Genomic DNA, 20634 nt, shown 5'->3' on the forward strand with positions numbered 1-20634 from the left:
CTTGATGTAGTACTCAATCACAAGTTGTACATCGTTGATTCCAAATAAAAAAGCCTGGAAAGTAACGGGCTACCTTCCAGACTACAAAAAGTTAAAACAAGGGCGAACGGCATCACTAAAAAATGTTGCATTTCAGGTGCAGATGGACTTGCTTCAACTCGTAGTCCAGTTCTTTCAATGGGAACCAGGTAGAAACGCTCAGACCTTATTACTGAGAATATACGAGTACGGTATGTAATTGGTTGTGGTGTAACTATAACAAAGACGCTTTAAACATACAAGCAAAAAGCGAACATTAATTAAGAAAATACACTTAAATGTTCGATTTAAATAGTTTTTAGTAATTTTTATATATGTTTGGTAATGATTTACATGTTAATAAACGGACATTAGGAGTTTTGTAGAAGGGGATTTAAGAGTGCTGGACCCACTGGCATTTTTTGTCCTGACCTCCCATAACGATAGGAGGTCAGGTATGTTAAATAAAGTGAACACTTCATGGCCGTACCTTATATTCCAAACAAAGATAATACGAAGGTAGCGAGGCAGACGAAGGCCAATAACCACAAACTGTATTTCAATGTCATTTTGAATAAAGCGGACTCTTGTCCAGTCTGTTTAACAGCCGCTGTCGCAATGGCGATGGACTGCGGAGAAATGAGTTTGGCCATCACGCCGCCAGCGGTGTTCGCAGCAAGCAGGAGAGCTGGGTTCGCCATAATCTGGTTCGCTGTCACTACTTGCAAATGTCCGAACAAAGCATTGTTACTGACGACAGATCCTGTAATGAACACGCCCAGCCAGCCGAGGACCGGGCTGACAAGAGGAAATAAATCTCCGGTTTTTGCTAATGCGAGTCCAATAGAAGAGCTTAAGCCGGCAAAGTTGGATAGATTGGCAAATCCCATCACGAAGCAAATCGTCAGGATAGGAATCCATAGTTCTTGGATGGTCGTTCTTAGAGAATCCATTCCTTCCGGCAGTGTGATTGCGGAACTGAACCATCCGGTAAGCAGAACAGCAACCAATATCGCCGTTCCTGTTGCAGAGAGTAAATTTAATTGGAAGATGGCATCTAAGGGAACGATTTCAGGTGAAATCGGAGGTGCCTTCTGGATTTCCTCATGTAAAAAAGGAACGGGAATCATGAGTGTTGTTTTTGCCAGTAACCCGCCTTCACTGAATAAGGCTTTAAAGGCAGGAAGGCTCCAAACTGTAATGACAGCCGTTAAAATATAAAAAGGAGACCAGGCTTTAATGATCTCTTTGATACTGTAAGTTTCCGTCTGCTGGACAGCTGGAGCATTCTCTTCTCTGTGAATGTTTTTCGGCTGCCATTTCCGTAAGAACAAGGCGAGTCCAGCCATACTTGCAAGAGCGGCAAGAATGTTGGCAAGTTCAGGGCCGAGGAACAGGATGGTAAAAATCTGAACGCCTGTGTAAATTCCGCTCACGACGAAAAGGGCAGGTAAGGTTTCTTTGACACCTTTTCTTCCATTAAGAAGGAACACGAGTAAAAAAGGAATGATGAAAGAAATCAAAGGTAAAAGATAAGCAAGAGTGCGGGACAATTCCATCGTTTCGAGGTTCCCCATCTGTGCACCAACAATGACAGGAATACCTATGGCTCCGAATGCTCCTGAAGCTGCGTTTGCAATCAAACATAAAGCGGCGGCTTTCAAAGGTCGGAAACCTAACTCGACAAGGAGAGCGGCACTGATGGCAATAGGGACACCGAACCCGGCTGCACCTTCCAAAAAGGCATTAAAGCTGAATCCGATGAGCAAAAGCTGCAGGCGCTGGTCCTGAGAGATGTTGGCTATACTTGAACGGATGACCGTGAATTTTCCGGTGCGCACTGCGATTTTGTATAACCAAACGGCCATGATGACGATGTAACCGATGGGCCACAGCCCATTGGCGATTCCATGAAAAGAAGCAGCTATCGCGTTCCCAACCGGCATCTCAAAGAATAGTACAGAAGACAGGACGCTTAAGATAAGGGTGAGAAGGGCAGCGAGAATGCCCTTCATCTGGAAACGCGTCAAGGCTAAAAAGAAGAAAATAATCGGCAGCGCAGCGACCAAAGCGCTCAGCCATACGTTTGAAAATGGATCATATTGTTGTAACCACATCCGTTATCACTCTTTCTGTACAGTCTAGTAAGTAGGTTTCACTTCGAAATGATCGGCCAGGATATTCTGGAGTACATCCGCGCTGTATTCCAGCTGCGTTTGTTCTTTTTCACTTAAGTTGAGCTCCACGATATTACGGATGCCCTGGCGATTGATGATGGCTGGGACACCGATATAAACATCTTGAAGATTGTACTCCCCATTCAAGTGAGCACTGACGGTCATCACACTGTTTTCATTACGGAGGATGGCTTTCGTAATCCGTGTCAGACCCATAGCTATGCCATAATAAGTGGCACCTTTTTTCTCAATGATTTGATACGCGGCATCCCTTACATTTGTGAAAATGTCCTCAAGGTCATCCATAGTGTAAGGTTCGTGGCGCCGGACCAGTTCAAGTACCGGTACTCCACCGATCGTCGCTTGACTCCATACAGGGAGTTCTGTGTCTCCATGCTCTCCTATGATATTGGCATGAACGTTTGTCGGATTGACATCAAAATATTCACCTAACAAATAGCGGAACCTTCCGGAATCAAGGATCGTTCCACTTCCAATCACACGTTCTTTCGGAAGTCCACTGAACTTCCATGTTGCATAAGTAAGAATATCCACGGGGTTCGTTGCGACAAGGAAAATGCCGTTGAATCCACTCGCCATCACTTGATCCACAATCGTTTTAAAAATAGATAAGTTCTTTTTCACAAGGTCCAAACGAGTTTCGCCGGGCTTTTGGTTGTCGCCTGCACATAGACAAACAATATCTGCATCTTTACAATCTTCATAATTTCCGTACCAGGTTTTTGTTGGGTTTGGAGCAAATACTTTTCCGTGATTCAGGTCCATGGCATCTCCCATGGCTTTGTTTTCATCCAAATCGATAATGACGAATTCCTGCGTCACAGATTGGTTCAACATTGCAAAAGCATAACTGCTTCCCACAGCTCCAGCTCCAATTAAGGCCACACGGTTTACACGGTTTGTAGTCATTTGAATTCCTCCATACAATCGCATTATGTTTGTGAATCATTTCACATATTTATTGTGCAATATATCCGAAGTAGAAGCAATAGTTTTTGTGAAATATTTCACAAAAGAATATTTTACATAAGAAGTAAGCGATTTCTTGTTCAAAAATTGTACATAAATGGGTAGTGATTTAAAATGAGCGTACGTCTACCTGTATGTAAGGTATAAAAAACGAAGGGTAACGGTAATCCGTTTGCCCTTCGCTTATTCGTCCTAGTTATCATTCGATTTTTTTGAGTTTCTCACGATTGTTCAAAGTGAGTAGGGAAAGATATTCTGTGTGATAGGAAATGGTATGGTCCCCTTGAGACGGGGGGACTTTGTTCGGCCAAGTGGTCATCATTTATACTTCATTCCTATGATCATGATTGTTGGCGTAAACTTTGAGTGCTTCCACCAGCCCTTTACTTTCCGTTTCATCCAAGTCCATATAGATCCCATAATTAAACTTGGCAACTTTTTTCTTCCAAACGATGGTCCCAGGTAGGAGGAAATGCTGGCTATTCAGGTAGAAACTGATGGACAATTTGACCTCGTGTCCATCCTGGTGAGGAAGATCCAGGTTTGTGCTCAACTTCATTCCCTGGGGGCTGATATCTATGATGTGGGCTTCACCTTTTGATGTATGCACCTCTTTTCTTCCTATTCTATGTATGCGGAAGAAAGCCTCGATCGGTTTTTTGAACTCATAGCGGAAGTAATCTTTCCTTTTATATCTCATGCTCCTAACCTCCCTGGTTGTTCAGTTGAACCTTTGTATGTTCATCATACGTTCCCGTTACTGGAATGACAAGATATGGATGTATCATTAAAGGGATGAGAATCCGGGTATAGAAAAGAGGGAGATGACAGTGATTTAGAAGCAAAGCCGTTTATGAGATAATGAAAGGAAGCGGCGGTCTGTTAGGACCGTCTACTACAACCGATATAAAGGAGTTTTCTTAATGACAAAGTTTGTTGGATATGTAGGAACCTATACCAAACAGGATAGTAAAGGCGTCTATCAATTTACGCTGGATACGGATAACAAAGAATTGCAAGATGTGAAATTAGCGGCTGAGCTGGGCAACCCGACATACGTAACCGTGAGTGACGATCATAAGAAGCTATATGCGGTGACCAAAGAAGGAGAAAATGGCGGCGTGACGGCTTTTTCCATTCAAGAGGCAACGGGAGAGTTAACGAAATTAAACACGCAAACGGCTGCAGGATCTCCTCCATGTCATGTCAGTGTCGATCACGAGAACAACACAGTAGTAACAGCGAATTATCATACAACGAATATTGTCTCTTACTTAACAAAGGAAGATGGATCTCTGAATCCAGCAACTGCCTTAGTGGAACATGAGGGTACGGGCCCACATGAACGACAGGAGAAACCACACATGCATTACGCAGGTTTTACGCCTGATGGAAAATATGTGATCGCGATTGACCTTGGAAGTGACCGCGTCATCACATACGCCGCTGATCAAGGGGATTTAACTCAAGTCCAAGTGTTCAACACAGCTCCTGGAAGTGGACCTAGACATATCACGTTCCACCCGAATCAAAAATACGCTTATGTGATTACCGAGCTGAGTTCAGAAGTGCTTGTGCTTCATTATGACGAGAAAGATGGTAGCTTTACAGAACATCAGGCGATTAAAACGATTCCGGATGGCTTTAACGAAACCAATGACGGAAGTGCCATCCATATTTCTTCAGATGGACAATTCGTGTATGCCGGAAATCGCGGACATAACTCCATTGCTTCCTATAAAGTCGATCAAGACACGGGTCAGTTGACCTTTGTTGAATGGACGTCCACGGAAGGGAACTGGCCGCGTGACTTTGTGCTGGATCCTACGGAAGAATTCTTAATTGCTACGAATCAGAAATCAAACACGATGACATTGTTTGAAAGAGACAAAGAGACAGGGAAGCTTTCCCTCGTTCAATCGGATGTTCATGTTCCGGAACCTGTTTGTGTAAAGTTTATTTGAAATACTAAATCCGTCTTAGGAGAAAGTTATTTAGATGGATTCAGACACTAGATGAGAGCCTTGGCAGAATTAGCAGGGAGTCAGGTTTCGAGCAGAACCTGTTGGCTCCTGTTTTTCGGATAAGATGATCAAACCAACGCTTATTAGGATAATTAGAGAACAGCGCAGCATTCGCAGATGGGTGCTGCGCATTTTTTGGAATTTTTGTAGCGGGGTAATGCGTAGAGTAATTGTTTTAACTTCTAAGTATGGGAACAAATTTCAATGCTCTTTCCATTAAAAAGAAGGACGGGTGAAGGTGAATGAGCTTGCGCCAAAGAATATTTGTAATCGGTTGGATTGCTTTTGTATTGTACGCCATTTTTCTAGCTCCTGAAGGTAGTCACGGATACCTCCAACAATTAATGACCATGGATGATCCTGATCCTTTCCTATTGATGATTTTCAGCTTTCTTGGCATCTATCCACTCGTTTTCGTTTCTCTGCTTATTGGAGAAGATCGCAGCCGTCTACCGTTATGGCCATTTCTTTTGGGAATGTTCATGCTTGGTGCCTTTGCACTAATGCCCTATTTTTTCTTATCAAACGCAAGGAATATGAGAGAAGGAAGGGTTCCGGGCTGGTTGGTGAAAGTCTTTCATACTCGTTTTTTCATTTTTATTCTTATAATCGTTACTGTCGTTTTATTATGGTACGGAATCGTCTACGGGGATTTTATCTCCTATAGTCAGGCCTTCCAAATATCTAATTTTGTTCATGTAATGACCATTGATTTTATTGTATTAACTGGATTGTCTATTTTCGTCATCTACTGGAAAGAACATAGAAGAGGGAGAGCTAACCAGCGACACTGGATGGGGATCATTCCTATATTTGGAGCGCTTTTCTATTTGTTGCGGCTGAAAGAGGAGTCGTGAGTTTTATAATTTCTTAGAATTCAATGTTTGAGATATTAAACGGGTGGGTACTTATATCCTATATAATTATGAAACGTCATTTTTCAACAATTTTCCATAAAATCTTCTATGTTATGAAAGGAGAATGAAAATGAGAGAAGATATGCTGAGAGTGTTGGACCAAAGAGATTTTCTCGTTAAAGAAAACCAGAGGCTTCAGGAAGAGTTGGAAGCAGAGAGAAACAAGCTGCAGCAGTTGATGAAAGAACAAGAACATCAAGATAGAGAGCGCTCCCTTTCTACAATGGGTGCCTAAATGAATAAGTGTTATACGAACTCAAACGGTGATGATTGAATCTTCCTCGTTTGAGTTTTTGTTTATTTTCAGCCTGTGGCCCCCTCTTCAAGAGAATGCACTTAATTTCTTTTTCTAACTTCACATTTCGTTAAAAAAGAAGCAGTGAAACCACCACCGTCATCTTTTGTGTCCTATGAAAAAAGCCACATATGCGTGGCTTTTAAGCATCAATTTTCAGTTGTTGTCTTGCAAAATCACGATAGAGCCTATGCTTTTGGAATAACTCTTCATGAGTGCCGATTCCTGTCACTTTTCCTTTCTCTAAGAAAACAATTTGATCAGCATCGACAATGGTAGATAGACGATGAGCGATGACGAGTGTCGTCCGTCCTTTCATCAAGTTTTTCAACGCTTGTTGAACCACGATTTCTGATTGACTGTCGAGACTGGAAGTGGCTTCGTCCAGCATAAGAATTTCAGGATCCCTGAGAAGGGCGCGGGCAATTGCGATGCGCTGTCTTTGCCCACCTGATAATTTAATTCCTCGTTCGCCGACTTCTGTATCGTATCCGTGTGACAATGATTGAATAAACGTATTCGCATAAGCCATTTCTGCGGCGGCGTGTACTTTTTCTATAGGAATGTCCCCTTCCAAGCCGTAGGTTAAGTTGTCCATGATCGTACCTGCATAAAGGGGACTTTCCTGAGAAACGTATCCAATCATGGTGCGCCAGGATTTAAGATTATAGGTTGAAATCGGTTCTTTGCCATAAAGAATCGTCCCCTTAGAAGGGGAATAAAACTGTTCGATCAGAGAAAACATCGTTGTTTTCCCACTTCCACTAGGTCCGACGATCGCTGTTACGGCACCTTTTTTTGCTGTAAAGGATACATCTTCTAAAATAGGTTCTTCAGGCTGGTAGCCAAAAGAAATCCCCTGAACGGCGAGGTTGTGGTCAAAAGACTTCACCTCCGTTCCATCCTGCAAATCTTCACCGTCCAACGATAAAATCGATAGCACTTTTTCTGTCGCCCCTACTGTCTTTTGGAATTGGGTGGTGAATACGACAATTTGTGTGATTGGCATGATGATTTGGAACAAATATATGAAGAAAGCAGCGAGCTCTCCTGGTGTCATGGCTCCTGAAGTTACCCGGACACCACCGAAGCCGATGATTAGAACAAGGACAACAATGATGAGTGAAGAAACAAGGGGCGACATTAAAGACTGGATGACCCCTTCACGTAATCCTAAGGAATACAATTTCTTAATTCCTGATTTCCCTTTGTTCCATTCCCGATCTTCAGCATTGGAAGCTTTCACGAGGCGTATTTCTGAGATGACCCGGGTCAAATGAGCAGAAAATCCGGCGGTTTCCTTTTGAAGGTTCCGAGAGATATTAGCCATTTTCTTTCCAATGGGAATAAGAAAAAGGAGAGCTAACGGAATAATGGAAAACATGACGAGCGTCAACGGCCAATCCAAATAAAAAAGGATGATAATCGCCCCGACGACAGAAATGATCCCAGTAATGAAGCCGGTGAAATGCTCGGTAATCAGGTTTTTGATAACACCTGTATCGTTTGTCATACGACTGACGGCATCTCCAGTTTCATGTTCATCATAGTAGGAAACCGGAAGGACGAGGAGTTTCTGCCACAACTGCTCCCGCAATGAAGCAATGATATGCTGTCCGACTTTGGCAAGGAAATAGACAGACACACCTCCAGCTACGGCCTGGACAAAGAAAGCAATAACTATGCCTGCTATCACAGTTGTATTTAAATCGTTCAGATCAAAATTGTCGATTAACTGACTGGCAAGTAAAGGAATAGCAAGGCCTGCCACCGTTGTAAGTAAACTTAAGAATAATGCGATCGAGAAAATGAGCTTGGGCGGGTGGGTCGCCCGTATCAATTGTAGAAGCTGTTTCCATTTCGGCTGCATAGGTAGTCATCACCTTTGATTCATAGAGTACTTCTATTATATCGAATATTACCCTCCCGCTTACAATTTCTTGATTACGTTTTTTATCTTTTTTTATATGAATGTGGTAAGAGTACGGGAGTGGATTCCCCTCATTAGAGATCGACTGTTTGGTTTCTTCCTTCCTAAGTTGTGGAATGTAAATAACCATAACACCAACAACTAAAAGGAGACATGTTTATATGGATAGACAAACACGACTAGGGAAATCAGAGCTCTATGTTAATCCCATCGGTCTGGGAACCAATGCCGTCGGTGGTCACAATATTTACCCGAACCTTGATGAAGAAGCTGGAAAAGATGTCGTACGTACAGCCTTGAATCATGGAATGAACTTTCTGGATACAGCGTTTATCTATGGTCCTGAACGATCGGAAGAGCTGGTCGGAGAAGTGATGAAGGAATACAAGCGTGAAGATATTATTCTTGCTACAAAAGGTGCTCATCAGTTCAAAGGCGAAGATGTCGTCTTCAACAACTCCCCGGACTTTCTGAAAAAATCCGTAGAGGATAGCCTGCAGCGTCTCCGCACGGATTATATTGATTTGTTTTACATTCATTTTCCTGATGAATCCACACCAAAAGATGAAGCCGTAGGTGCCTTGAAAGAGTTGAAAGACGAAGGGAAAATTCGATCCATCGGTGTATCGAACTTTTCGGTCGATCAACTGAAAGAAGCGGATAAAGACGGATACGTAGATGTCATTCAGAGTGAATATAACCTGTTCAAACGTGAAGCGGAGAAGGAGATGCTTCCTTACACAGCTGAAAATGAGATCTCTTTCATTCCGTACTTTCCATTTGCCTCTGGTCTCCTCGCAGGAAAGTATAATGAAAACACGACCTTTGATGACTTCCGTGCGAAGAACCCTCTTTTCCAGGGGGAGAATTTTAAGCGGAATTTAGAAAAGGTGGAGCAGCTCAGACCGATAGCGGAAGAGAAAAATGTGGCAATCCCTCACATTGTTTTAGCGTGGTACTTGAACCAGCCCTCCATTGACGCCGTAATTCCTGGAGCTAAACGCACGGAACAGGTCGTAGATAATTTGAAGACGTTGGATGTTAAGTTATCAAAAGAGGAATGGATGAAGATTGACAAGGTGTTTTCGTGAATGTCTACCGTTAATGGATTCATCAATCAACGTTAAATATAGGCGTGGACATGGAAAAACCTCATTAGCATGAGTGTTTTTCTAGTCTGGGAGGTGGTCTACACGTTTGTTTATTTTATGGTCCCCTCCTCTTTGTTTTAAAGTACACAATTATAGGCTTTAGTCTTGTTCTCACAGTTTTCACTCAGCATTATCAAATAAATTCGAAAAAGATAAGGGAAGTTTAAAAAAAGTGCACCAGTTAATGGTGCATTTTTTCGTTCCTATTTGAAAATCACTTCTACTAGAAAATTTCACAATCCCAGGAGGAAAAGACAGGGAAAAAGGGAAGTGTGTAATACAATCTATTGTGTACAGGAGTGTGGCTATGAAGAAGAATGTTCGACCGACGGTACAAGAGATCTTTGATCACCTTCATCAAAATCCAGAGGTCAGCTGGAAGGAAACAAAAACAACAGATTATATTGCCTCTTTGCTGGAGAAAACAAATGCGAGAATCCGGCGATTCAATGATTGTACAGGCTTGATCGCTGATTTGGGCCAAGGAGCCCCGGTGATTGCTGTACGTGCGGATATAGATGCCCTTTGGCAGGAAGTGGATGGAACGTTTCAAGCGAATCACTCCTGCGGTCACGATGCCCATATGGCGATTGTCCTGGATGCTCTTTATAAATTAGAAGAGCGAAAAGATTCATGGAACGGGACGATTCGCTTCATCTTCCAACCGGCCGAAGAAAAGATTCAAGGTGCCTTAAAAATGGTGGAGGAAGGTGTCATCGAATCGGTGGAATATCTTTATGGCCTGCACCTCAGACTGATGCAGGAGCTTCGTACTGGTCAGTTCGCTCCAGGTATTCAGCATGGAGCGGTCCGGTTTTTAAAAGGGGAGATCAAGGGGGAAGATGCCCACGGGGCACGCCCGCACCTTAACAAAAATGCGATTGAGCTGGGGGCGGTATTTGTTCACATGATGAATGCCATTCATTTAGATCCCAAGATCCCTCATTCGGCAAAAATGACATCATTTCAGAGTGGTGGGAGCAGTGCGAATATCATTCCGGGCAACGCTGCTTTTTCGATCGATCTACGGGCACAGACGAACGAAGCGATGTCAGAGCTGTTTTCGAAAATTGAAGCCATTGCCGATTGTATATCCAAGCTGCATGGTTCTGGAATAAAAGTGAAGATCACTTCGGATGTCCCAGCAGCAGTTATGGATGAAGTATCTGTCAGGCACATGGAACATGCCATTAGAGAAGTGAAAGGTGAAGAGCATTTGAAACCTGTCATTGAAACGACAGGTGGAGATGACTTTCATTTCTATTCCATTATGCAGCCGGACCTTAAAGCGACAATGCTGGCTGTTGGCTGCGATTTGCAGCCGGGTTTGCATCATCCGGATATGACCTTTGATCGAAGTGTATTAGGAGAAGCCTCAGAAATTATCGTTGAGACTGTCTTGCAACACGGACGGAGTCATTAGCGGTGAAAGGAAGATCTACAATTTCTTACAAAAAACATGTGATCATCAATACGATCATTGCTTCTGTATTTCTCCTGTTATGCTATTTAATCGATCGGTTTTTTTATTCTATTGATGGATATGTTGGGCTAGTGCTCATTTTATATATTGGAAGTCTTACAGTAAGAAGATTTGAGGATAATTTTGCTAAAGAAAATAAGATGAATGACCCCGACAACCGTTGATCGGTATCGGGGTTCTTTTATATGAATTTTCATCTCTATCTGTTGGTGTATAAGGACCTGGGTCGCTTTCAAGCATTAAAAATGAAGAAGTTATTAATCTATAATTGTAAGCGATTACAAACTGTTTATCAAAGATTTACACAATTAACACAAATTGAACAAATTTTCCTATATAATGGAGGTTGTTGAGGAGTTTTGTAGAAATATAAACAATATTGGGAGGTTATCTCTTTTGAGAAAGAAAAACTTTGTACGTGGAGTCAGCTCTGTCGTGGTTGGTTCATTGGTTCTTGGGATGTATTCGGCCCCTGCTTTTCCAGTAAATGCAGAGTCAACATCTGCCGATTCCATGCTCATTTCTGAGTACATTGAAGGAAGCTCTAATAATAAAGCTTTGGAATTATACAATGGTACCGGGAGTTCATTAGACTTGTCCCAGTACTCTCTTGTTCAGTACAACAACGGAAGTACAGAACCTACTTACACGCTGCCTTTGGAAGGAACACTTGCAGATGGTGAGACATTCGTAGTGGCTAACCAAAATGCAGACCAGGCTATTCTGGATGCTGCAGATTTAAGCACAGGAGACAGAGTGGTCGGCTTTAATGGAAATGATGTCATTGTTCTGCAAAAAGGAGAACAAGTCATTGATTCGATTGGTAAGATAGGTACCGATGCGGATTTTGCTAAAGACGTGACCCTGACGAGAAAAGCTGATGACCTTGCAGGAGATACGAATCTTGAGGACGCGTTTAATCCAACAGACTCCTATATCAATCAAGGGAAAGATGTATTTTCCTATCTCGGTCAATTCCCGGACGAAGGCTCAGAAGAACCCCCTGCACCAGAAGACCCCGTTGAACTATCCAGTATATATGATGCCAGAAACTCCGATGAGGGTACGGATGTCAAAGTGAAGGGAATTGCGACTGCAACCTTTGTAGCTGGTGACAAAACGAACGTGTACATACAAGATGAAACAGGTGGCATTGTCGTTCGTACAGGCGAGAAAGTCGCAATCGGTGATGAACTTACAGCAGAGGGCCCTTTGGGTTCTTATTATGGTCTTGAACAAATTCAGACAGATAATATAGAAATTATAGAAGAAATGAAAGGTGTACCCGCAGCTCTCCAAGTAGAAGGAGCTGATTTCAGTAAGGAGTCAGGCGAAGAATTCGAAGGGGAATATGTTGAACTCACCGATGTGAAAATCGTTGGTGAAGGTGACGGCGGAGATTATTTAGCAGAGGAAAGCGGTAATGAATTTCTTATCTCTCAAAACGAGGGAAGTGTTGATTTTGAAGTAGGGAAGACCTATGAGTTGTTACGCGGAGTGGTCACCTACAGTTTTGATGAGTATCGTTTAATCCCACGCAATCAGAGTGACGTGATTGAAAAGATTTTCTCAGTTATAGCTTCTAAGGACTCCGGCAACATTCCTGAAGGATCCGACGTCACTCTCACCACGGCTCAACCTGATGCAACCATTCATTATACAACGGATGGATCGGAACCTACGAAGGAAAGTCAAGTTTACGATTCTCCTATCACCATCAATCAAGATATGACGATCAAAGCGGTCGTAGTCAAAGAGGGTGGAGAAACGAGTGAGGTATTTACTTACTCCTATGAAGTGCTGAAGGCTGTTGATTCATTGGAGATTCATGATATCCAAGGGTCTTCCCATACATCGCCATACGTCGATATGAATGTAGAAAATGTCACCGGGGTTGTCACAGCTCTGGATGGTACTTATGGCTATTATATTCAAGGGACAAACCCTGATGAAGATATCGCAACATCAGAGGGGATCTATGTTTATGATCGAAACTCTGGTGTGAGTGTCGGAGATGAAGTTTCGGTGAATGGTGAAGTTAAAGAGTGGCGTGAAGATGGATACGATGATGCGGATGATCTTCTAACCACACAAATCACAGCTTCTGATTCTACGATTCTATCATCTGACAATGCCTTACCAGACACAGTCGTTATCGTCGAAGATCGTATCCAGCCGAAAGTGAACATCGAGGACGATGGAATGGAAAGCTTTGACCCTGAGACGGACGGGCTGGATTTCTATGAAAGTCTTGAAGGCATGCGGATTGAGATGAAAGATGCTCACGTCACATCTCCTCCGAAGTATGAGGAAGTCGCTGTTTACGTAGATACCAATGAGGATCAGGCCATGACCGATGCCGGCGGCCTGTTGTTGACAGAAGAAGACGCGAACCCTGAGCGTGTGCTGCTGGATGTTGATGGATATGACGTCAATGTCAAAGTTGGAGATCAGCTTGATGGGTCTGTCACGGGTATCGTCAGCTATGACTACAGCAACTTCAAGGTCCGCACCACCGGCGATTTCCCTGCCATTATTGATGGTGGTACGGAAAGAGAAACGACTGACCTTGCCGTTGAAGAAGGAAAGTTGAATGTAGCTACGTACAACATGGAAAACTTCTCAGCAGAAACTTCTATGGACAAAGTTAATCGTATTGCTGAATCTATGGTGAACAACTTGAAGCAGCCGGATATCATCGGATTGGTAGAGGTTCAAGACAATAATGGTCCGACAGACGATGGCACCGTCAAGGCGGATGAGTCTTATAAGAAGCTCATTGCTGCGATTGAAGACCAGGGCGGACCAACTTATGAATTTGCAGAAATTGCCCCTTTGGATAAAACGGACGGAGGCCAGCCGGGAGGAAACATTCGTGTCGGGTTTATTTACAACCCTGAACGTGTGTCCATGGTCGATAAGCCTAGCGGTGATGCAACTACGGGTGTGGAAGTTTCAGCAGAAGGGCTTAACCTTAACCCAGGGCGTATCGATCCAACGAATGAAGCTTTCGATGATTCACGTAAATCGTTGGCTGCAGAATTTGAATTCAAAGGACAAAAGGTCCTTGTCGTAACCAACCACTTCAATTCCAAAGGCGGAGATGATGCACTCTTTGGTGCCAGTCACCCAATAGAACTGGGGAGTCAGGTCCAGCGCCTGAAACAAGCACAAGTCCTTAATGACTTTGTCGATGAATACGAAGAAAACGTGGATGGAGCGAACATCGTCGTCTTAGGGGACTTGAATGATTTTGAATTCTCTGATCCTCTCGAAACATTGAAAGGGGACGTTCTGACGAACATGACGGAAGAACTTCCGTTGGAAGAGCGTTATTCCTACAACTATCAAGGGAATTCTCAGGTTCTCGATCATATTTTGGTCAATAACTCTCTGGCCGAACAGACGAAGATTGATAGTGTCAATATCAATGCTGACTTCTCAGAAGCAGATGGACGTGCAAGTGACCACGACCCGATGCTTGCTCAAATTGAATTTGGAACAGATGTGGAACGTATTTCAGGAGTCAATCGTTATGAAACGGCCATCGAAGTTTCTAAGAAAGGCTGGGATCAGGCAGATACTGTGGTTATTGCCAGAGGAGACTCCTTCCCGGATGCTTTGGCTGGGGCCCCTCTTGCTTATAAACTTGATGCACCCATCCTATTGACGAAAACCAACACGCTTAAATCCGAGGTCAAAGCTGAGATTGATAGATTAGGAGCGAAACATGCCGTCATTCTTGGTGGCGATGGAGCGATCTCTAATTATGTCAGTTACCAATTAGAAGGAGAAGGCTTGTCTGTGGAACGTATTTCTGGAGAGGACCGTTATGAAACGGCGGCTAACATTGCTGCTCGCCTGGATGGATCACCAGAAAAAGCAATCATTGCGGATGGAAGAAACTATCCAGATGCGTTGTCCGGTGCTTCTTATGCAGCAGAGCATGGCTATCCTGTTTTATTGACGAAAACGAAAAAGCTGCCATCAGAAACAAAATTGGCTTTGTCTGACATTGATGAAACCGTAGTTCTTGGTGGAACAAATGCTGTCAGTGATAAAGTACTTGAAAATCTACCAAATCCAATGCGCTACAAAGGATCTGATCGTTACGGAACATCTGCAGAGATTGCAGCGGAATTAGTTGGCGATACGGACTCTGCTTTAGTTGCGACAGGACGGGATTTTGCGGATGCATTAACAGGATCTGTACTTGCAGCGAAATTGAAAGCGCCGATGCTTCTTGTGAAGCCGGATGATCTTCCAGATGAAATCGAAGCACTAATCCAGGAAAAGGATTACACAAACTTCCATGTTCTTGGTGGAACAAATGCCGTGAGTGATGAAGTGAAGAATGAGCTTGATGACAAATAAAAAACTGTGAAACTTTGAAAGGATGTATTTTAATGAAAATGGTAAAACCACTTGTAACTGTAGCTGCATCAGGGGCGATTGCTCTTGGTACTTTGGCTTTCCCTTCCGGGGAAGTCAAAGCAGCTGAAGGAGATTTTGATCTGACAATCATGCACAGCAATGATACACACGCTCACTTGGATCAGGTACCTAAAAAAGTTTCTTTGGTGGAACAATTGCGTGCAGATCGTGAAAATTCAGTATTGCTGGATGCAGGTGACGTATTTTCAGGCACGCTTTTCTATAATGAGTTCAAAGGTCTTGCGGACCTTCAATTCATGAACATGATGGAATATGATGCCATGGTTCCAGGAAACCACGAGTTTGATGATGGTACCGAGCCTTTGGCTGATTTTATTAACGATGCAGAGTTCCCAATTGTCAGTGCAAACATCGACTATAGCCAAGATGTGAACCTGAAGGATTTGTTCAAGAACGAAATAGGAATGCCTGGAGAAGGTGGCAACATCTATCCTGCTACTATTCTGGAAGTTGATGGGGAGAAAATCGGTGTATTTGGATTAACTACAGAAGAAACGGCTTTTCTTTCAAACCCGGGAGACGACATTGAATTCCAGGATTACTTACAAAAAGCGGAAGATACAGTGACGATGCTTGAAGGGGAAGGAGTCAATAAGGTTGTGGCTCTTACTCATATCGGTGTCACTTACGATCGGACATTGGCTGAATCAGTAGATGGCATTGATGTCGTTGTAGGAGCTCACAGTCATACTACAGTAGAAGAAACTGAGGTTTTCAATAATGGAGATGGTGATGAACCTACCCTTGTTGTACAGGCAGGAGAATACAACGAATACTTAGGAGATCTTCAAGTGACTTTCGATGATCAAGGTGTCTTACAAGAATGGGATGGCCAGCTGATTGACATCGAGGCTTCTGACGTAGAACCGAATGCAGAAGCGCAAGCATTGCTTGAAAAATATCAAGAGCCTCTTGAAGACCTTAAGAAGCAAGTGGTCGGTGAAACGACTGTGGCCCTAAATGGAGAGCGTAGTGATGTCCGCCAGGGAGAAACAAACCTTGGAAACTTAATTACGGATTCTATGCTTGCTAAAGCACAAAAAGCCGTTCCTGAAACAACGATTGCTATTCAGAATGGTGGAGGTATTCGTGCGTCCATTGATGAAGGTGAGATTACCATGGGCGAAGTATTGACAACCATGCCTTTTGGTAACCAGCTTGTCACTCTAGAATTGACGGGTGAGCAGCTTATGGCAGCTCTTGAAAATGGTGTGAGCGATTTGGAAAATATGGGCGGACGTTTTGCTCAGGTCTCTGGTTTGAAGTACACGTTTGACCGCAACCAGCCTGCAGGTGACCGCGTTGTGGAAGTTCAAACAAAGACAGACGATGGTTATAAAGCTTTGGATATGAACGGCACTTACACGGTCGCAACGAACGCCTTCATTGCTGATGGCGGAGACGGATACACATCCTTTGCTGAAGCGAAAGCTGACGGAAAGATGAAAGAGCTTTTCTTTGTTGACTATGAAGTTTTCAATGAATACCTTGAGGAACAGGGAACCGTTTCTCCAGAAGTAGAAGGACGTATAATCGATCAAGTAGCAGAAGAAACGAATGATGTGGAACGAATTCAGGGACAAGATCGTTATGAAACAGCTATTGAAATCTCTAAGAAAGGCTGGGATCAGGCGGATACTGTTGTCATCGCGAGAGGAGATCAGTTTGCAGATGCCCTTGCTGGTGCACCTTTAGCTTATAAAGAAGATGCGCCAATTCTCTTGACGAAGTCGAATAAACTGGATTCAAGAGTGAAAGAAGAAATTGAACGTCTTGGTGCTACAAATGCGATTATCCTAGGTGGAACGGGAGCAATTTCTTCCTATGTGAAGTATCAATTGGAAGGTTTAGACCTGGATGTGGAACGTATTTCTGGTAAGAACCGTTACTCCACAGCTGCAAGTATCGCGGCACGTCTTGGCGGTAATCCGGATAACGTAATTGTTGCCGATGGGCGTAATTATCCAGATGCTTTGGCTGTAGCTTCCTACGCGGCTAAAGAAGGATATCCGATTCTTCTTTCCCAAACGGATAAACTACCTGGAATTACAAAGACTGCTCTTGGTGGATTTGATCAGAGTATCGTGGTCGGTGGCACGAATGCCATTTCAGAAAATGTAGAATCTATGCTGCCTGAACCTACAAGGTATAAAGGCGCGACGCGTTACGAAACAGCTGCTGTGATTGCGAAAGATTTGATGGCAAGTGAAGAGAATGCTTTTGTTGCTACGGGAACAAACTTTGCTGATGCACTTGCAGGATCTGTTCTTGCAGCGAAGCACGATGCATCCATGCTTCTTGTAAAAGAAGACCAGCTTCCTCAAGTTACCAAAGATGTGATTGAAGAGATGGGCCTTAGTAACTTCCATGTACTTGGTGGAACAGGAGCCGTCAGTGAAGAGGTTGCGAAAGAGCTTGAATAAGAAGAGTGTAGAATGAAAGTAAACAGCCCCAGCTCATAGAGCTGGGGCTGTTTTTTTATTTAAATTAAAACGCAGGAGGTGGGTAAATAGCTCATAGCTCTAGATTATTCCAGGGTCAATTGCAATAATCGGGCGCCGACTTCCTCATTAACCGCTCCAAACCCACCCAGGATGGTGTAGGCCTTTGGCTGGTTTCGATGAATCAATGCTTCCATCTCTTCAGGGATTGCGTTTGTACGGACAAGGAGGATGGGTTGTTGACGAATGGCTGCAAGAACAGAACCCGTTAAGGCATCAGCAAAGGATTGACCGGTCACTACAAAAACCTCATTAGTATCCATATCTAATCCTTCAATGATTTCAACAGCCGTTGCATAACGGTTGTTACCAGAGAAACGGACGCCATTCGGTAAGTCCCGAAGGATTTGATCACTGACTACATTTTGTCCCCCGACCACAAACGGTTGATTCACATCTCTTGCAATGGAACGGATTTCTTCTGGTAAGGCCTTCTGTTTTGTTAGTAAAATTGGGTAGCCATTTTGAGCCGCATAAGGTGCGGAAGCAAGAGCGTCGGGGAAATTGTGTCCGTACGATACAAAAGCTTTATCAAACGACGATCGATCCTGAATGCGGAGAAGCTCTCTAGCTATTTCGGCTGAGGTTTGATACCGGTTCTCCCCCGATATCCTTGTCACCTGTAACCCCATCTGTTTTAGTTCTTTTTCTACATCTGTATGGATGGCTACAGTTCCTCCTAGAATATAGACTTCGTTTGCTCCTAGTCTTTCAATCTCGTTTTTCGTCTCATCTCCAAGTGTATGAGAACGTGTCAATAATATCGGAGCATTCATCTCATAGGCGAGAGGAGACCCTGAGAGGGCGTCAGGGAAGTCCTGACCCTGTGCGAGTACAATGGTATCTGTTCCATCTTTAAAGCCTTCTCTGGATATTTGAACCGCTGTTTCGTAGCGGTTTTCTCCATAGATTCTTTCAGGCTGATCCAACTTTTGTTTTACCTCGAGCACATAGGGATTTTTTGACCAGTTTGCATAATAATCACTTACACCAATGTAATAGTTTCCTCTTTCAGCGTAAAAGGAAAGTGTTTCTGGTTGACCTTCATAACGGCTGTCAATGGAGTAAAGTTCATAGATGACACCATTTACTTCCTGATATACGTTCATCACATGGTCGATATGGTTCCCGCGATGAGATAGGTTGAGGGAAAGCTCTCCTGGATATTCCATCGTAAAAGCATACAGATCATTGTCATTTGGAAAATTGAACTTTTCGTTATAAGTTCCTGCCGTAATATTCATTGCTCCATCCATCGACCATGTGGAAGTATCTCGTCCCATAACGGAAAGAGAAGTGGTCAGTGACTGATAACCATTGACCTGGCCAAAGCCCACATAGGGGTGGGACTCCTGCCCGTAGAGCTGTTCTGCACCATTTTGCAGGGCGAATTCTACCTGGCTTGGGTCCCATTCCGGGTATTTTGATTTGAGTAGTGCGGCAAGGCCACTTACAATTGGTGCAGAGAAGGAAGTTCCATCTCCACTCCCATAACCTCCAAAATGGTCTGTGCTTACAATATCCACACCTGGTGCTGCAACATCAATATGGGGACCATAATTACTGAAGGAGGCGGCAGTTGTTGAGCTTCTGGTCGTATCGGTTGCACCTACGGCAATCACCCATGGATAACCTGCAGGGAAGGAGAAGGCAGACGTCCCATCATTTCCTGATGCAGCAACTAGAACGATGCCTTCCTGATAGGCCTGCCATAGAACATCCTGGAGAAGAGGATCGGCCGTGTATCCCCCAAAGCTCATATTTATAACATCCACCTCTTCATCGATCGCATGTTGAACGCCACGTATAATGGCAGTTGTCGACATACCTCTTGTTGTGCCGGCTTTGATCGGTTCGACCTTTACTTTAGGAGAAACACCGATCACTCCTTTTGTGTTCGCATTTGCAGCAATAATTCCTGTTACGTGAGTACCATGCCCCACTTCATCGGACCGTACAGGCCCAGAATTGATGACATCTAATCCATCGGTTAAGCGTGAGGTCAAATCTTCGTGAGAGGCTGTAATCCCAGAGTCGATAACAGCTACTTTTACCTGACTTGCTCCTTGAGTGATTTCCCATGCTTTTTCCATATCGATTTTATTTAAGTAATTCTGCTGACTTTTATAATAGGGGTCCCCCGGGATGTAACTAGGTTGATAGATTAAATCAGGAGAGGCAGACTCCACTTCTGGCAGCTTATGAATAGAAGAAAGTTCATCATCATAATGAAGCGACTCAGGGACACGAACGGTCATCCATATTCCCGGGGCGAGCTTCTCTAAGACATCGTTGTCTATAATCTCGTATTTATGTAAGTTGAGAGTATCCCCACCATCTTTCTTTTTAATGACGATTTGTCTATCATTAATCTTGTTCAGCGGAATGGACTTTTTTGTTTGTGACGTAACTATCTTAGGCTTAAATTGTGACCTTACTTGATTTTCCTCTTGTTGAAAGCTTTTAATTTTCTTAGGTTCTTTTTCAGCCAAAACATAGAAAGGATCAAGGAATATAGAGAGACTGGAAAGGAAGAACATTGTGACAAGGATCTTTAAAAGATTTTTCATCGTTACGTCCTCTCTTCTATTGGGATTGGTCAGCCTATAAAGTATATTCCCCTGTATACATAAAATTCCAACCTATTTTTAGTAATTTAATATAATTGATTATCGGTTGAACATTTATATTAA

General features: G+C 43.4%; 12 protein-coding genes and 1 riboswitch. Of the genes, 7 read left to right on the forward strand and 5 right to left on the reverse strand.

Annotated features, from left to right (window positions below; all coding sequences use genetic code 11):
• Window positions 1–141 precede the first annotated feature (141 nt).
• Window positions 142–245: riboswitch (purine riboswitch) on the reverse strand.
• Between the two features lie 264 nt (window positions 246–509).
• The 3 genes from GLW00_RS03390 to GLW00_RS03400 form a co-directional block, all read right to left on the reverse strand.
• On the reverse strand, window positions 510–2135 hold the full coding sequence (locus GLW00_RS03390; RefSeq protein ID WP_160911235.1) for an L-lactate permease: 1626 nt from the start codon (window positions 2133–2135) through the stop codon (window positions 510–512).
• Between the two features lie 24 nt (window positions 2136–2159).
• Entirely contained in the window at window positions 2160–3125 is a 966-nt protein-coding gene (locus tag GLW00_RS03395; RefSeq protein WP_160911237.1) for an L-lactate dehydrogenase, read from the reverse strand.
• A gap of 382 nt (window positions 3126–3507) precedes the next feature.
• A complete protein-coding gene (locus GLW00_RS03400) occupies window positions 3508–3885 on the reverse strand; it encodes a PilZ domain-containing protein (protein WP_160911239.1) in 378 nt (125 codons plus the stop codon).
• Between the two features lie 223 nt (window positions 3886–4108).
• Here GLW00_RS03400 and GLW00_RS03405 point away from each other — a divergent pair, with 223 nt between their 5' ends.
• The 3 genes from GLW00_RS03405 to GLW00_RS03415 all read left to right on the forward strand — a co-directional run bounded on the left by GLW00_RS03405 (window position 4109) and on the right by GLW00_RS03415 (window position 6361).
• Window positions 4109–5149: a lactonase family protein gene (locus GLW00_RS03405; RefSeq protein ID WP_160911241.1), complete on the forward strand. Its 1041-nt coding sequence runs from the start codon at window positions 4109–4111 to the stop codon at window positions 5147–5149.
• A 302-nt stretch (window positions 5150–5451) separates the two neighbouring features.
• The gene (locus GLW00_RS03410; protein WP_237417400.1) at window positions 5452–6066 is read left to right on the forward strand and encodes a hypothetical protein; all 615 of its coding nucleotides are present in this window, start codon (window positions 5452–5454) and stop codon (window positions 6064–6066) included.
• 130 nt (window positions 6067–6196) lie between these two features.
• A complete protein-coding gene (locus tag GLW00_RS03415; RefSeq protein ID WP_160911242.1) occupies window positions 6197–6361 on the forward strand; it encodes a hypothetical protein in 165 nt (54 codons plus the stop codon).
• A gap of 202 nt (window positions 6362–6563) precedes the next feature.
• Here GLW00_RS03415 and GLW00_RS03420 read toward each other — a convergent pair whose 3' ends face one another.
• On the reverse strand, window positions 6564–8291 hold the full coding sequence (locus GLW00_RS03420) for an ABC transporter ATP-binding protein (protein ID WP_160911244.1): 1728 nt from the start codon (window positions 8289–8291) through the stop codon (window positions 6564–6566).
• 221 nt (window positions 8292–8512) lie between these two features.
• On the opposite strand from GLW00_RS03420, the gene GLW00_RS03425 reads away from it, so the two are divergent.
• The 4 genes from GLW00_RS03425 (at window position 8513) to GLW00_RS03440 (ending at window position 17863) form a co-directional block, all read left to right on the forward strand.
• A complete protein-coding gene (locus GLW00_RS03425) occupies window positions 8513–9442 on the forward strand; it encodes an aldo/keto reductase (RefSeq protein ID WP_160911246.1) in 930 nt (309 codons plus the stop codon).
• Between the two features lie 367 nt (window positions 9443–9809).
• Window positions 9810–10925, forward strand: coding sequence for an amidohydrolase (locus tag GLW00_RS03430; protein ID WP_160911248.1), 1116 nt, complete (start codon window positions 9810–9812; stop codon window positions 10923–10925).
• Between the two features lie 456 nt (window positions 10926–11381).
• Window positions 11382–15359, forward strand: a complete 3978-nt coding sequence (locus GLW00_RS03435; RefSeq protein WP_160911250.1) for a cell wall-binding repeat-containing protein — start codon at window positions 11382–11384, stop codon at window positions 15357–15359.
• 32 nt (window positions 15360–15391) lie between these two features.
• Window positions 15392–17863, forward strand: coding sequence for a cell wall-binding repeat-containing protein (locus GLW00_RS03440; protein ID WP_160911252.1), 2472 nt, complete (start codon window positions 15392–15394; stop codon window positions 17861–17863).
• A 104-nt stretch (window positions 17864–17967) separates the two neighbouring features.
• Here GLW00_RS03440 and GLW00_RS03445 read toward each other — a convergent pair whose 3' ends face one another.
• Complete coding sequence (locus tag GLW00_RS03445) at window positions 17968–20511, reverse strand: cell wall-binding repeat-containing protein (protein WP_160911254.1); 2544 nt, start codon at window positions 20509–20511, stop codon at window positions 17968–17970.
• Window positions 20512–20634 lie beyond the last annotated feature (123 nt).

It is taken from the genome of Halobacillus litoralis, assembly GCF_009856445.1.
GTDB classification, from domain to species: Bacteria; Bacillota; Bacilli; order Bacillales; family Halobacillaceae; genus Halobacillus; species Halobacillus litoralis.

Coding starts and splice junctions, on each gene's coding strand:
- GLW00_RS03390 (WP_160911235.1), bottom strand. CDS start 2,135: ATGTGGTTACAACAATATGATCCATTTTCAAACGTATGGCTGAGCGCT.
- GLW00_RS03395 (WP_160911237.1), bottom strand. CDS start 3,125: ATGACTACAAACCGTGTAAACCGTGTGGCCTTAATTGGAGCTGGAGCT.
- GLW00_RS03400 (WP_160911239.1), bottom strand. CDS start 3,885: ATGAGATATAAAAGGAAAGATTACTTCCGCTATGAGTTCAAAAAACCG.
- GLW00_RS03405 (WP_160911241.1), top strand. CDS start 4,109: ATGACAAAGTTTGTTGGATATGTAGGAACCTATACCAAACAGGATAGT.
- GLW00_RS03410 (WP_237417400.1), top strand. CDS start 5,452: ATGAGCTTGCGCCAAAGAATATTTGTAATCGGTTGGATTGCTTTTGTA.
- GLW00_RS03415 (WP_160911242.1), top strand. CDS start 6,197: ATGAGAGAAGATATGCTGAGAGTGTTGGACCAAAGAGATTTTCTCGTT.
- GLW00_RS03420 (WP_160911244.1), bottom strand. CDS start 8,291: ATGCAGCCGAAATGGAAACAGCTTCTACAATTGATACGGGCGACCCAC.
- GLW00_RS03425 (WP_160911246.1), top strand. CDS start 8,513: ATGGATAGACAAACACGACTAGGGAAATCAGAGCTCTATGTTAATCCC.
- GLW00_RS03430 (WP_160911248.1), top strand. CDS start 9,810: ATGAAGAAGAATGTTCGACCGACGGTACAAGAGATCTTTGATCACCTT.
- GLW00_RS03440 (WP_160911252.1), top strand. CDS start 15,392: ATGAAAATGGTAAAACCACTTGTAACTGTAGCTGCATCAGGGGCGATT.
- GLW00_RS03445 (WP_160911254.1), bottom strand. CDS start 20,511: ATGAAAAATCTTTTAAAGATCCTTGTCACAATGTTCTTCCTTTCCAGT.